The sequence below is a fragment of the Bradyrhizobium sp. 155 genome (assembly GCF_023101105.1).
GTDB lineage: Bacteria > Pseudomonadota > Alphaproteobacteria > Rhizobiales > Xanthobacteraceae > Bradyrhizobium > Bradyrhizobium canariense_D.
The window spans coordinates 4,540,874-4,554,013 of the sequence record NZ_CP064704.1 but is presented as its reverse complement, the minus strand read 5'-3'; the positions used below and the strand labels follow the sequence as shown (position 1 = coordinate 4,554,013).

The following is a 13,140-nucleotide window of genomic DNA, read 5'->3' as shown; positions in this document are numbered from 1 at the left end:
GCCGATTTAGCAGCATTTTCACGCGCTCTTTAGAACGACTCCAATCTCGATTTAGAACGATTTCAAACGGCAGTTTAGAATCGCTTTGATCTGGACTTATTCAAGCGTTCTCGCGGCTTACTCGCATTGACCCGCAATTTTGCGGCCGATACCAACACTCCAATCGCTCATCGAAGTGAATGGGCGAACTGGAATATGGGGCGTGTTTGGTAATGGGGCAGGTGGTCGCACCGAAGTCGTTGCGTTCGGTCGCAGCATTCGATGAAAAGTTCACGAGCGTTTCCGGCAAGAAGGTCTCCGCTGTCGCGGGCCTGATCGCAGCAGCATCGGTGTCGAGCGGCGCGGAGGCGCAGCAGTCGAACCTGCCGCCGGTGACGGTCGATGCGCCGGTCGCGCGTCCGCGCCCGGTGGCTTCGAAGCCGACGGCGGATCAGGTCCGCGCGCGCAATGCGCTTCGCCGCGCCGCGCAGCGGCAGCAGGCGGCGCAGCAGACCGCTCCCACCACGCCGTCCGGCGAGGTTGACCGCAATCCGTATTCGGATCCGGCGGCGCCATACAAGGTCGACCACGTCCAGGCCTCCGGCAAGTTTCCCGAGCCGATGCTGAACACGCCGAAGACCATCACCGTGCTCAGCAAGGAAGTTCTCGAGGACAAGAACGCCACGACGCTGAAGGAGATCGGGCGGTCGACCGCCGGCGTGACGTTGGGTTCGGGGGAGGGGGGCAACGCGTTCGGCGACCGCTTCTTCATCCGCGGCTTCGATGCGCGCAACGACGTCTTCATCGACGGTATCCGCGATCCCGCGGTCTCAATCCGCGAAAACTTCTTCACCGAGCAGATCGAGATCCTGCGGGGCCCCGCCTCGTCCTACGCCGGCCGCGGCACCGCTGGCGGTGCCATCAACATCGTCACCAAGCAGGCGGGCGACGTCAATTTCAAGCGGATGGATACCGAGTTCGGCACCGACAGAACCAAGCGCGTCACGCTCGACGTCAACCAGGTCGTCGATCCGACCTTCTCCGTGCGCGTGGGCGGCCTGTTCCAGGACGCCAACGTCGCCGGCCGCAACTATATCACCGACGATCGCTGGGGTTCTTTCATCTCGACCAAGTACACCCCGACCAACGACATCAAGATCACGACGAACTATGTCCACACCGATCTCAGCGGCTACCCGGATTTCGGCGTGCCCTTCTACAGGCAGGGCAATGTCCCCGTGACGTCGGCGGGCATTCCGCGCGGAAACTGGTACGGCTTTCTCAACCGCGACTTCCAGACGGCGCGGCAGGATTTCGGCACCGGCACGATCGAGTACAAGGTCAACGATGCCATCACGCTGACCAGCAAGGTGCGCGGCGAGCACTCGCTGCTGAATTATATCGGCACGCTGCCGCAGAACCCGATCACGACCAGCCCCAATCCGCTGCTCTGGACCACGACGGCCAGTGCGCAGAGCCGCTACCAGAACGTGGATGTATGGGCCAACCAGAACGAGGCCACATTCAAGCTCAACACCGGCGGGGTCAAGCACACCGCAGTGTTCGGCGTCGAATATGCCAACGAAAACATCTCGATCGACCGTTACACCGGCCTCTCGTCCGAACTGTTCGGCGGCGGCTCGACCAGCAACGGAGCGGTCACGGGGGTCAATCTCTACTCGCCGCAGTACACCTACATTCCCTTCAGCAACACGCCGTCGCTGGTTGGAAATCCGACGCGCTACGGTGTCAACACCAGCAGCGTCTACGTCATGGACACCGCGAACTGGCAGGACACCATCATTGTGAACGGCGGCGTGCGCTACGACGGCTACAGCCAGAGTTCGTCGACCAACGCGGCCTATTTGAAGCAGAATGCCGATCTCGTGAATTACAACGTCGGCGCGGTCTACAAGCCGATGTCGATCGGCAGCCTGTATGCAGCCTATGCGACCTCGGCCAATCCGTTCGGGTCGGAACTTGATGCGACCGCGACCGATTACGGTGGTGTTCCGCCCAACACGGCCGTTTTGCTCGGACCCGAGCGTAACAAGGCGATCGAACTCGGCACCAAATGGGAGCTCGCCGACCGTCACCTGTTGGTAACCGGTGCGCTGTTCCAGACGACCAAGGACAACGCGCGCGAGACCGTCAACAATCTGCTGACCTCGGGCGCTGCCTACAGGATCCAAGGCATCGACATCGAGGCCGAGGGCAAGCTCACCGACCGCTGGAGCATTTTTGGCGGTCTGGTGCTGATGCAGTCGAAGGTCACGCAGAGCGGCGTTGCCTCCAACATCGGTCTGCAGCTCGCCAACATTGCCCACCAGTCGTTCAGCATGCTGACCAAGTACAAGTTCGACGGCGGCTGGGAACTCGGCGGCCAGGCGGTGTACCGCTCGAAGGTCTATGGCGGCACGTTCGCGGCCAACACCAACGAGTTGCCGAGCTACTGGCGTTTCGACGCATTCCTCGAGAAGAAGATCGACCAGAACTGGACCATGAAGTTCTACGCCCAGAACCTGACGAACAAGCTCTATTACGACTCGTTCTATCGCAGTGCCGTGCCCTTCGTGGCGGTCGCGCCAGGGCGGGCATTCTACCTCGTGACGACAGCGAAGTTCTGATCATGCTGACGTGCCTTCCTGGCGTTCTGAGCAAGGATGATGTGGCGGATTTCCGCCGCATCATGGACGTCAGCGAATGGGAGGACGGGCGCTCCACCGCCGGCTCGCAGTCGGCGATGGTCAAGCGCAACGAGCAATTGGCGCCGGACAGCGAGGTCGCGCGCAAGCTCGGCAACCGCATCATTTCGGCGCTGACGTCGAACCCGCGCTTTATCGCGGCCGCGATCCCCCTCCAGATATTCCCGCCGCTGTTCAACCGCTATGCGGCCAGCAGCGGCCACCATTTCGGCCTGCACGTCGACAATGCGATCCGCGGCGACCGCCTGACCGGCCTTCGCATCCGCACAGACCTCTCGGTCACGCTGTTCCTGGCCGAGCCGGAGGAGTACGACGGTGGCGAACTTGTGATCGAGGACAGCTACGGCTCGCACGAAGTCAAGTTGCAAGCCGGGGACTGCGTGCTCTATCCCTCGACCAGCCTCCATCTCGTGACGCCGGTGACCAGGGGAACGCGGGTTGCGTCTTTCTTCTGGCTTCAGAGCATGATACGGGACGATCAAGCCCGGAGCATGATCTTTGACCTCGACACCGCGATACAGGCGCTGGTGGAACGGCTCGGGCGTGACGATCCCGAAACGGTCAAATTGACGGGTATCTATCACAACCTCATTCGCTACTGGGCCGAAGTATGAAGATCATGTCCTTCCAAGCAAGCCTTGCCGCAGCTCTGGTGCTGGCGGCCGCCTGGCTTGCATCCCCCGTTTCTGCCCAGACACAGGCCGCCCCCGCGGCACCCGTCCAGTCGACGGCTCAGCCGTCCGCGGTCAGTCCAGCCCCGGTTGTTGCTCCGCCTATGACGCCCCAAGCTGCCGCGCCCGCGGCTGCAAAGTCCGATACGGCAGCCGGCATCGCGCCCGCCATGAAGGAACTGTCGCCCTGGGTGATGTTCATGTCGGCGGACATCATCGTGAAGGCGGTGATGATCGGGCTCGCCTTTGCATCGCTGATGACCTGGACGGTGCTGATCGCCAAGTCGATCGAATTGTCGATCGCCGCGACCAAGCTTCGCTCGGCGCTGAAGAAGATCGCAGAGGCGCGCTCGCTCGCGGAAGCGCAGATGGCGCTCGGGGCCAAGGAGGGCATCCTGCCGTCCTTCCTGGCGGCGGCGCTGCGGGAGGCGCGGATGTCGGCCGGCCTCTCCAGCGACACCGGCATCAAGGAGCGGGCGGCTTCGAGCTTCTCCGAGATCATGCGTGCGGAGGCGCGGCGCATCCGCGTCGGCATGGGCGTGCTCGCGACCATCGGCTCGACCTCGCCCTTCGTCGGCCTGTTCGGCACGGTGTGGGGCATCATGAACAGCTTCATCGGCATCTCGAAGTCGCAAACCACGAACCTCGCCGTCGTCGCGCCCGGCATCGCCGAGGCGCTGCTCGCCACCGCGATCGGCCTGGTCGCCGCCATTCCCGCGGTCATCATCTACAACTACTTCTCGCGCGTGACGAAGAGCTATCTCGAACTCGTCAGCCGTGCCTCGGGCGCTGCGGGGCGGTTACTCTCGCGCGATCTCGACCGCAGCCACGGCAGCGTGCATTCGCGCGCGGCGGAGTGACCCATGGGCGTCTCGCTCGCAGACAATGATGACGATGACGATTTCGGCGAAACGCATGAAATCAACGTCACGCCGTTCATCGACGTCATCCTGGTGCTGCTGATCATCTTCATGGTGGCAGCGCCGCTGTCGACCGTCGACCTGCCGATCGATCTGCCGACGTCGAGCGCGACACCGCAGAAGAAGCCGGACAAGCCGACCTATCTCAGCATCAAGCCCGATTTGACGCTTGCCATCGGAGAGAACCCGGTCCACCGCGCCGAGTTGATCGGCACCCTCGACGGGCTGTCCGACATGAGCAAGGACAAGTACGTGTTCCTGCGCGCCGATCGCTCGGTGCCGTATGGCGAGTTGATGGGCGTCATGGAGCTGTTGCGCTCAGGCGGCTATTCGCGGGTGAAGCTGGTTGCGCTGGAAGGCGCTCCGGGGGCGCCCGCGGCAGGCGCCGCTCAGCCTTAGAGGCCCGCTATGTCGGACGAGTCCAGACCAGCCCGGACGCTTTGGATTTTGGCAGCGATGGCGGCGCTCGCGCTCCATCTGGGCGGGGCCGCGCTCGCGTTGGCGCACCTGCGGGCCGATGACGCCGATGACGGCCTCGGCGCGGCCGGCGCGGAGTTCGCTGTCGAGATGGCCTCGCCGAAGGCGCCTGACACCGACCTTCCGCCGGGACCGGATAGTGAAGCGATGCAGGAGCAGCAGGCGCTTCCCGAGCAAAAGGCCGAGACCAAGGAAACCGAGCTTCCAAAGGATCAGTCGCAACAGGTCGACGATCCCGATCGGGTCGTCACCGAGAACATTTCGAAGAAGCCGCAGGACGAGGATCCGAAGATTGCGGCGGTCGAAACGCCCGCTGCGGAGGCCTCGCCGAAGTCCGTTGCGACGGCGCGGCAGACGCTCGACGAGGACGCGCGCGAGGCCGAGAAGGCACTGGCGCCCGTGCTGGGCATCGGCAAGGACATTCTAAAGCTCACGGCAGACTGGAATCGCAAGATTAGCGCGCACCTTACGGCCCACAAGGTCAATCCGGAAGGCAAGGAGCCCAACAATCAGAAAGTCAAGGTCAGCTTCGCGATCAACCGACGGGGCAACGTGCTTTCAGTCGACGTTGTCGAGTCGTCCGGGGATGCAGCTTACGATGCGGCCGCGATCTCGATTGTCCGCAAATCCGATCCCATCCCGCAGCCGCCTGCCAGCCTGACCGACGACCGGTTCGAGCGCACCGTCGACATCATCTTCACGCCGCCGGACGCAAGGAAAAAGAAGAAGACGGCTCAGCGCCAGTAGAGCCTGATCCCGACATAGACCACGACCAGGCAGGCGAAGATCAGGGCCACCGGGAGCGGCCGCTTCTGGGTTGCGCCCGCGGTCGCTGCCCGGAAGAAACTGGCCTTCTTCGGCTTCGGTTCGGGGCGGCGGAAAGCGGTAACATTGTCCGCCGCCGGTTCAGCCGCCCGGGGGCGGACGTCAGGTGGAGTTCCCGCGCCGCCCATCTCGGCATAGTAGGCCTTGTAGATGGCGCCGATGGTGGCCTCGGTAGCCTCACCCTCGTTCATCTGCGCCCGCAGGTTCTTGTAGCTCAGGAGGAACTCCTGCGCCTCCGGAGGCAGCGCGGACGACCCGTTGAGCTTGGCCATCATCTTCCAGGTGGCAAAATCGGCGCGAGCGCGGGTATCAGCGCGTCGCGCGATCAGCATATCGGCAGCTTTGACCAAGTCGGCCTCGAGCCCTTCGGCTTGTGTTCGGGTGTGCTGTTCAACTACGTATTGCCGGTCAGAATGAGAACAGCCTGAATCACATAACCGGTCAACGTTCGCAGTATTGCTGAAATAACATCAAGATTTAGACCGAACTGCGAGCCTGCCAGCGGTAGCAGGATCAGCAAGCCGATCAGAATCAGCATCCCGAACGGCTCGAGCCGCGCCAGCGGGAGGGCGAGCGGCCGGGGCAGCAGCCCTACCGCGACGCGCCCGCCGTCGAGCGGCGGGATCGGCATCATGTTGAACACCGCCAGCACCGCGTTGATCAGCAGTGCGTTCTTGAGATTGTCAAAGATCCATTGCGCCGAGTTCGCTGGGGCCCAGGGCAGGGCGTGCAGGGCAAGAGCTGCGGACAGCGCCAGCAGGATGTTGGTGGCGGGCCCGGCCAGCGCCACCCAGACCATGCCGAGTCTGGGGTCGTTGAGCTTGCGGAAATTCACCGGCACAGGCTTGGCATAGCCGAACAGGAATGGCGAATGCGCGAACAGCAGCATCGCCGGCAATATCAGCGTGCCGAACGGGTCGATGTGGCGGAGCGGGTTGAAGCTGACACGGCCGAGCTGCCATGCGGTATCATCACCGAGACGATGTGCGACGAAGGCGTGGGCAGCCTCGTGGAAGGTGATGGCGAGCACCAGCGGCAGCACCCACACCGAGAGGTCATACAAGGAAATGTTCACGGCTCGTCCGTCCCGGTTTGCCTGCGGTCTTGCAGCCGACCCAGCCAACCGGTGGTGCAGCAACGCGTCACCCCAACATAGGGTGGGCGGTCCCGAAATGCCACGCCGCAAATGATCGGCGAGACCAGCGGCCGTGACGTGGAGCCTTGGCGCCGGATGAGCTACGTCGGGATCGTCCCGTCATATCGGATCATGCCGTCCTCGATCGTCACCCAGCCCATCTTTTCGCTGACCCAGATGTGCTCGGTGGGCACAAACGCGTTGCGATCGTCGAAGGTCGCCAGCGCAACGCCAGCCAGCGTGCCGTTGCGCCGCCAGGCGAACAGGCGCGTGCCGCAGCGCTTACAGAACACGCGGTCGATGTTCTCGGACGACGCATAGCGCTCGGTGTCGCCCTCGACAGTCAGTGCGCGCTGGTCGAATTGCGCGCGGGCGAAGTAGGGCGAGCCCATCGCCTTCTGACAGATGCGACAATGGCAGATGCGGACGTTGAGCGGCTCGCCCTCCGCCTTGAACCGCACCGCGCCGCACAGACATCCGCCTTCTCGGATCATGGCTGCCTCAATAGGTTGCCCGCCCACCCGAGATGTCGAACACGGCGCCGGTCGAGAACGCGCAGTCCTCGGATGCGAGCCAGCTCACCATCGCGGCTAGCTCTTCCACCAGCACAAAGCGCGCTTTCGGGATTTTCGACAGCATGAAGTCGATATGCTGCTGCGTCATCTGGTCGAAGATCGCCGTCTTCGCAGCCGCGGGAGTCACCGCATTGACGAGAATGTCGTGTGCGGCCAATTCCTTGCCGAGCGACTTGGTCAGCGCGATCAGGCCGGCCTTGGACGCCGAATAATGCGAGGCGTTGGGATTGCCTTCCTTGCCGGCGATCGAGGCGATGTTGACGATGCGCCCGTACTTCTGCTTGAGCATCCAAGGCACGATCGCCTTGCAGACGATGAAAGGGCCGTCGAGGTTGATGCGCAGAACTTTCCGCCATTCCTCGAGATCGGTCTCCCAGACCGGCTTGTTGACGCCGGCGATGCCGGCATTGTTGACGAGGATGTCGATCTTGCCGAAGGCGGCCAGCGTCGCGTCGCGGGCCTGCTCGACGGCCGCGGTATCGGTGACGTCGACCTTGAAGACGCAGGTGTTATCGCCGATTTCCTTTGCCGTCTTCTCGGCCAGGGCTGCATCAAAATCCCAGATCGCGACCTTGGCGCCGGAGGCGACGAAGCGCTGAACAATGGCGCGGCCAAAGCCCTGCGCGCCGCCGGTGACGATGGCGACACGGCCGTTGAGATCGATCTTGTTCATGCCGGGCCTCTGGCGTCAGAGCATGTAGCCGCCGTCGACCACGAGGTCGACACCGGTGGTGAAGGCGCTCTCGTCGCTGCCGAGATAGACCGCCATGGATGCGATCTCGTCGGCGGTGCCGAGCCGGCCCATCTTCTGGCGGGAGACGAACATCTCCTTGCCCTGCGGCCCTTGCGCTGCGGCACGGTCGAGCATCGAAGGCGTCTCGACGGTGCCCGGGCAGATGCTGTTGCAGCGGATGCCCTTGGTGATGAAGTCGAGCGCGACCGCGCGCGTCAGCAGCGACACCGCTGCCTTCGAAGCGCTGTAGACGTAACGGTTGGCCGGCGGCCGCAGCGCCGCGCAGGAGGAGATGTTGACGATGCTGCCGCCGCCGCCCGCGAGCATGTCCGGCAGGAAGGCCCTGATGGTCCGGTGCATCGACTTGACGTTGAGGTCGAACGAGAAATCAAAATCCTCTTCCGAACACTCCAGGATGGTGCCGTGGTGCACGAAGCCCGCCGCGTTGAGCAGGATGTCGACCTTGCCGACGCGCTTGGCGAAGGCGTTAACGTCGGCGGTGCTGCGCACGTCGAGCTTCGCAGTCTCGGCAATACCTTCCTTAGCCAGGCTCGCGATGCCGCTCTCATTGATGTCGGTGGCGATGACGGTTGCGCCTTCACGCGCGAATGCAATGGCGCATGCGCGCCCGATGCCTGCCGCTGCGGCCGTGATGACGGCGCGCTTTCCCTTGAGGCGGTCTGCCATTTGTATTCTCCTCGATTTTCTCAGTGCCGTAGCCCGGATGAGCGCGCGAGCGCGATATCTGGGAGCGGATGTCCCGGGTGTCGCTCCGCTCACCCGGGCTACGTGTTCCTAACTCAGTGATTATCCCGCGCTACGCCAAATGTGCCGGCGACGTTCTGATAGCGCGTAGCGAGCTCCATGCAGGCACCGGTCGACTGCTGGCCGACGGTGTTGCGATAAAGCTCCTGCCACGGCGTCTGGTTCGGCGGATGCTTGAAGCCGCCATTCGCCGCCAGCTCGGCGTGGCGCTTCTTCACCTCGTCGTCGGAGATGAGAATGTTGGCACTGCCCTTGTTCAGATCGACGCGTACCTTGTCGCCGTTTCTGAGGATCGCGAGCCCGCCATTGGCGGCGGCTTCCGGCGAAGCATTGAGGATCGAAGGGGAGCCCGAGGTGCCCGACTGGCGGCCGTCGCCGATGCAGGGCAGGGACATGATGCCGCGCTTGATCAGCGCCGCAGGGGGCTGCATGTTCACGACCTCGGCGCCGCCGGGATAGCCGATCGGGCCGGTGCCGCGGATGAACAGCACGCAGCGCTCGTCGATCTCGAGTGAGGGATCGTCGATCCGCTCGTGATAGTCCTCGGGACCCTCGAACACGATGGCGCGGCCCTCGAATGCATTGAGATCGGTCGGGTTGCTGAGGTAGCGATCGCGGAACTCCTTGGAGATCACGCTGGTCTTCATGATCGCGGAATCGAACAGATTGCCCTTCAGCACCAGGAAGCCGGCGTCCTTCACCAGCGGCTTGTCGTAAGACCAGATCACGTCGTTGTCGGGTTTTGGCGCATTGGCGCAGTTCTCGCCGATGCCGCGGCCGTTGACCGTGACCGCGTCCTCGTGGATGCGCTTGTGCTTCATCAGTTCGCGCACCACGGCCGGCACGCCGCCGGCGCGGTGGAATTCCTCGCCGAGATAGAAGCCGGCCGGCTGCATGTTCACCAGCAGCGGCACGTCGTGGCCGACCTTCTGCCAGTCGTCGATGGAGAGCTCGACGCCGATGTGGCGCGCCAGCGCGTTAATGTGGATCGGTGCGTTGGTCGAGCCGCCGATCGCCGAATTGATCACGATGCAGTTCTCGAACGCCTTGCGGGTCAGGATGTCCGAAGGCTTGAGGTCTTCCCAGACCATGTCGACGATGCGTTTTCCCGTCTCGTAGGCGATCTGGCCGCGCTCGCGATAGGGGGCGGGGATCGCCGCACAGCCCGGCAGCGAGAAGCCGAGCGCTTCCGCGAGCCCGTTCATGGTCGAAGCGGTGCCCATGGTGTTGCAATGGCCGACCGAGGGCGCCGATGACGCCACGATCTCCATGAATTCTTCATAGTCAATCTCGCCGGCGGCGAGGCGCTCGCGCGATTTCCAGACGATGGTGCCGGAGCCGGTGCGCTCGCCATTGTGCCAGCCGTTCAGCATCGGCCCGCCCGACAGCACGATCGCGGGCAGGTTGACGGTCGCCGCCGCCATCATGCAGGCCGGCGTGGTCTTGTCGCAGCCCGTGGTCAGCACCACGCCGTCGAGCGGATAGCCGTAGAGGATTTCGACGAGGCCGAGATAAGCGAGGTTGCGGTCGAGCGCCGCGGTCGGGCGCTTGCCGGTCTCCTGGATCGGATGGGTCGGGAATTCCATCGCAATGCCGCCGGCCTCGCGGATGCCTTCGCGGACGCGATGGGCAAGCTCGATATGGTGGCGGTTGCAGGGGGAGAGGTCGTTGCCGGTCTGCGCGATGCCGATGATCGGTTTGCCGGACTGGAGCTCGGCGCGGGTGAGACCGTAGTTCAAATAGCGCTCCATATAGAGCGCGGTCATGCCCGGATTATGCGGATTGTTGAACCATTCCTGCGAGCGGAGGTGGCGGCGAGCGCCCTTGCCGGCGGGGGCATGCCCATTGGTTGGTTTTTTTGTCATTGGTTTCTCCTGCAATGCAAACGCACTGGCGTCCGTTTTATGGTTTCGGCTTGTGCGATGCCCAACGGCGCGAGCGACGATTTGCCTGCCCGCTGGCGGGTCGTTTCCTCACAAATCCGATACTAGTCATGGCCACTTGGTAACGCTACCATTTTGTTCGCGACGCCCCCGCCTGAAACGGCTGGCCGGTTGTCGGAACGCCGGGCCGACGAGCTTTGCCGCTCGATCACCTTGAAGCCGAGATCGAGCACCGGGTGCTCCGGGCGCCGTCCGTCGATCGCCTCGATCAACATGCTGGCGGCCGTGTTGCCCATCTCGTAGCGGTTGGTGCGCACGCTCGTCAAAGTCGGGACGGCGGAGGCCATGAATTCGAGATCGTTGAAGCCTACGATCGCGATCTGTTCGGGGATCGCGATCTCGCGGCGCCTGCATTCGAACAGCACACCCAGCGCGAGGTCGTCATTGGCGCAGAACACCGCGTCCATGCCGGGCTCCCGCGCCAGGAGATCGGTGAACAGGGCGCCTCCGAGCGTTACCGAGGTCGGAGTCGCCGTGGTGACGACGAGGCGTTGGTCGAACAGTCCGGCGTCTTTCATGGCCGAGACGTATCCGTCGAGCCGGCGCTGCACCCGCGGATCCATCCGTGCGCCGACGAAACCGATCTTGCGGTGACCTTGCGCGAACAGATGCGCAACCGCCGCACGGGCTGCGTCATAGTGCGAAAAGCCGATCATCATGTCGATCGGATTGGGTCCGATCTCCATGATCTGCACGATCGGGCAGTCGGCGGCATCGAGCATTGCGCGCGATTCCGTGGTCTGGTCGATGCCGGTGACGATCAGCCCGGCCGGCTTCTGCGCAAGAAACAGCCGCAGCAGCTTCTCCTCCTGGAGAATACTGTAGCGTGTGTTGGACAACTGGATCGAGTAACGGCTGTTTTCGGAGGCGTCGTAGATGCCGCGTAGCACGTCGGAGAACACGTTATTGGTCAGCGACGGAATCAAGACACCGATCACCTCGGTGCGCTGCGAGGCCAACGCGCGCGCCGCCAGGTTCGGCACATAGCCAAGCTCCCTGGCCGCGCTTTCGACCCGGGTCCGTTTGGCCACCGACAGCGCCTCGGGATTGCGGAAGAAGCGGGACGCTGTGATCGGGCTTACGCCGGCGAGCTCGGCGACTTCCGCCAGCCGGATTTTGCCTGACTTGGTGCGGTTTCGACCCATTTGCTGCTCTTAACACACTCACTGTCGCAAACAAAGGAACGTTGACAGCGCTACCAGCACGGACTAACCAAAGACAAATTGCCAAAACCGCGCAAACTGCCGACAATGTCGCCCGCTAAGGTTGGGCTTCGTTCGGTGAAGTCTGAAAAAACAAGACGGTCGCGGCGCGAGATGCGTCGTGGACTTTCGAGGAGGGAGCTAGATGTCGTCTGTGCAAATCCGCGACGTGCGGAAATCGTTCGGCAATTTTGAAGTCCTGCACGGCGTTTCGATTCCGATCGAGGACGGCCAGTTCGTTGTCCTGGTTGGCCCCTCCGGCTGCGGCAAGTCGACGCTTCTGCGCATGCTCGCCGGTCTCGAGAACATCACCTCAGGCACGATCTCGATCGGCGACCGCGTCGTCAACAATGTCCAGCCCAAGGAGCGGGACATTGCGATGGTGTTCCAGAACTACGCGCTCTATCCGCACATGACGGTCGGCGAGAACATGGGCTTCTCGATGAAGCTGCGGGGCGAGAGCACCGAGGAGATCAACAAGCGCGTCAAGCGCGCCGCCGAGATCCTGGCACTGTCGCCGCTGCTCGAACGCTATCCGCGCCAGCTCTCCGGCGGCCAGCGCCAGCGCGTCGCCATGGGCCGCGCCATCGTGCGCGATCCGCAGGTGTTCCTGTTCGACGAGCCCTTGTCGAACCTCGACGCCAAGCTGCGCGTCGCGATGCGCACCGAGATCAAGGAGCTGCACCAGCGGCTGAAGACCACGACGGTCTACGTCACCCACGATCAGATCGAGGCCATGACCATGGCCGATAAAATCGTGGTCATGCATGACGGCATCGTCGAGCAGATGGGTACGCCGCTCGAGCTCTACGACAAGCCCGAGAACCAGTTCGTCGCCGGCTTTATCGGCTCGCCGTCCATGAACTTCCTGAAGGGTCATGTGCGGGTCAACGGCGTTGCGACCTTCGAGGGGCCGAATGGCGTCAAGCTGCCGCTCAGGAACGCGCCGGCGGCGTCCGACGGGCGTCCTGTCGTTTACGGCGTGCGTCCCGAGCATTTCACCATCGCTGACGACGGCGCCGATGCCGAGATCGTCGTGGTCGAGCCGACCGGCTCGGAAACGCAGGTGTTTGCGAAGCTCGGTGGTGAGCAGGTCGTCGCGGTCTTCCGCGAACGTCACCAGTTCAACCCGGGTGACAAGGTCAAGCTGAAGCCCGATCCCTCCGTGATTCATCTGTTCGACGAGGCGACGGGCAAACGCGTATAGCGA

Annotated in this window: 13 protein-coding genes; 6 read left to right on the top strand and 7 right to left on the bottom strand. The window is 63.4% G+C overall.

Going from position 1 to position 13,140, the window contains the following annotated elements:
• Positions 1–212: 212 nt before the first annotated feature.
• The 5 genes from IVA93_RS22310 to IVA93_RS22290 are packed head-to-tail and all read left to right on the top strand — an operon-like array spanning position 213 to position 5,499.
• Positions 213–2,606, top strand: a complete 2,394-nt coding sequence (locus IVA93_RS22310; RefSeq protein ID WP_085362163.1) for a TonB-dependent receptor — start codon at positions 213–215, stop codon at positions 2,604–2,606.
• Positions 2,607–2,608: 2 nt separating this feature from the next.
• Positions 2,609–3,298 (top strand): Fe2+-dependent dioxygenase, encoded by a 690-nt coding sequence (locus tag IVA93_RS22305; RefSeq protein WP_085352794.1) that lies wholly within the window; start codon positions 2,609–2,611, stop codon positions 3,296–3,298.
• Positions 3,295–4,215, top strand: a complete 921-nt coding sequence (gene exbB, locus IVA93_RS22300; protein ID WP_085352795.1) for a tonB-system energizer ExbB — start codon at positions 3,295–3,297, stop codon at positions 4,213–4,215. The genes IVA93_RS22305 and exbB overlap by 4 nt, the downstream gene beginning before the upstream one ends.
• 3 nt (positions 4,216–4,218) lie before the next feature.
• Entirely contained in the window at positions 4,219–4,674 is a 456-nt protein-coding gene (gene exbD / locus IVA93_RS22295) for a TonB system transport protein ExbD (protein WP_018459254.1), read from the top strand.
• Between the two features lie 9 nt (positions 4,675–4,683).
• Positions 4,684–5,499, top strand: coding sequence for an energy transducer TonB (locus tag IVA93_RS22290; RefSeq protein WP_085352796.1), 816 nt, complete (start codon positions 4,684–4,686; stop codon positions 5,497–5,499).
• Here the strand turns inward: IVA93_RS22290 and IVA93_RS22285 are convergent.
• The 7 genes from IVA93_RS22285 to gntR form a co-directional block, all read right to left on the bottom strand.
• Positions 5,487–5,909 (bottom strand): hypothetical protein, encoded by a 423-nt coding sequence (locus tag IVA93_RS22285; protein ID WP_085352797.1) that lies wholly within the window; start codon positions 5,907–5,909, stop codon positions 5,487–5,489. The two genes, IVA93_RS22290 and IVA93_RS22285, sit on opposite strands and share 13 nt — an antisense overlap.
• A 62-nt stretch (positions 5,910–5,971) precedes the next feature.
• Entirely contained in the window at positions 5,972–6,652 is a 681-nt protein-coding gene (locus IVA93_RS22280) for a site-2 protease family protein (protein ID WP_026233763.1), read from the bottom strand.
• 161 nt (positions 6,653–6,813) lie between these two features.
• The gene (locus IVA93_RS22275; protein ID WP_085362164.1) at positions 6,814–7,206 is read right to left on the bottom strand and encodes a GFA family protein; all 393 of its coding nucleotides are present in this window, start codon (positions 7,204–7,206) and stop codon (positions 6,814–6,816) included.
• Positions 7,207–7,213: 7 nt separating this feature from the next.
• Positions 7,214–7,960 (bottom strand): SDR family NAD(P)-dependent oxidoreductase, encoded by a 747-nt coding sequence (locus IVA93_RS22270; protein WP_018459249.1) that lies wholly within the window; start codon positions 7,958–7,960, stop codon positions 7,214–7,216.
• A gap of 15 nt (positions 7,961–7,975) precedes the next feature.
• Positions 7,976–8,707, bottom strand: a complete 732-nt coding sequence (locus IVA93_RS22265) for an SDR family oxidoreductase (RefSeq protein ID WP_018459248.1) — start codon at positions 8,705–8,707, stop codon at positions 7,976–7,978.
• Between the two features lie 113 nt (positions 8,708–8,820).
• Complete coding sequence (locus IVA93_RS22260) at positions 8,821–10,650, bottom strand: IlvD/Edd family dehydratase (RefSeq protein ID WP_247369212.1); 1,830 nt, start codon at positions 10,648–10,650, stop codon at positions 8,821–8,823.
• Positions 10,651–10,772: 122 nt separating this feature from the next.
• Positions 10,773–11,873 (bottom strand): HTH-type transcriptional regulator GntR, encoded by a 1,101-nt coding sequence (gene gntR / locus IVA93_RS22255; RefSeq protein WP_247297558.1) that lies wholly within the window; start codon positions 11,871–11,873, stop codon positions 10,773–10,775.
• Positions 11,874–12,075: 202 nt separating this feature from the next.
• On the opposite strand from gntR, the gene IVA93_RS22250 reads away from it, so the two are divergent.
• Positions 12,076–13,137 carry an ABC transporter ATP-binding protein gene (locus IVA93_RS22250; protein WP_007592328.1) on the top strand — a complete coding sequence of 354 codons (1,062 nt, stop codon included), beginning with the start codon at positions 12,076–12,078 and terminating at the stop codon, positions 13,135–13,137.
• Positions 13,138–13,140 lie beyond the last annotated feature (3 nt).

Bases quoted from the DNA above. Each gene is read 5' to 3' on its own strand.
- IVA93_RS22285 (WP_085352797.1), bottom strand. From the start codon at position 5,909: ATGCTGATCGCGCGACGCGCTGATACCCGCGCTCGCGCCGATTTTGCC.
- IVA93_RS22305 (WP_085352794.1), top strand. From the start codon at position 2,609: ATGCTGACGTGCCTTCCTGGCGTTCTGAGCAAGGATGATGTGGCGGAT.
- IVA93_RS22275 (WP_085362164.1), bottom strand. From the start codon at position 7,206: ATGATCCGAGAAGGCGGATGTCTGTGCGGCGCGGTGCGGTTCAAGGCG.
- IVA93_RS22290 (WP_085352796.1), top strand. From the start codon at position 4,684: ATGTCGGACGAGTCCAGACCAGCCCGGACGCTTTGGATTTTGGCAGCG.
- gntR (WP_247297558.1), bottom strand. From the start codon at position 11,873: ATGGGTCGAAACCGCACCAAGTCAGGCAAAATCCGGCTGGCGGAAGTC.
- exbD (WP_018459254.1), top strand. From the start codon at position 4,219: ATGGGCGTCTCGCTCGCAGACAATGATGACGATGACGATTTCGGCGAA.
- IVA93_RS22265 (WP_018459248.1), bottom strand. From the start codon at position 8,707: ATGGCAGACCGCCTCAAGGGAAAGCGCGCCGTCATCACGGCCGCAGCG.
- IVA93_RS22260 (WP_247369212.1), bottom strand. From the start codon at position 10,650: ATGACAAAAAAACCAACCAATGGGCATGCCCCCGCCGGCAAGGGCGCT.
- IVA93_RS22270 (WP_018459249.1), bottom strand. From the start codon at position 7,960: ATGAACAAGATCGATCTCAACGGCCGTGTCGCCATCGTCACCGGCGGC.
- IVA93_RS22310 (WP_085362163.1), top strand. From the start codon at position 213: ATGGGGCAGGTGGTCGCACCGAAGTCGTTGCGTTCGGTCGCAGCATTC.
- exbB (WP_085352795.1), top strand. From the start codon at position 3,295: ATGAAGATCATGTCCTTCCAAGCAAGCCTTGCCGCAGCTCTGGTGCTG.
- IVA93_RS22250 (WP_007592328.1), top strand. From the start codon at position 12,076: ATGTCGTCTGTGCAAATCCGCGACGTGCGGAAATCGTTCGGCAATTTT.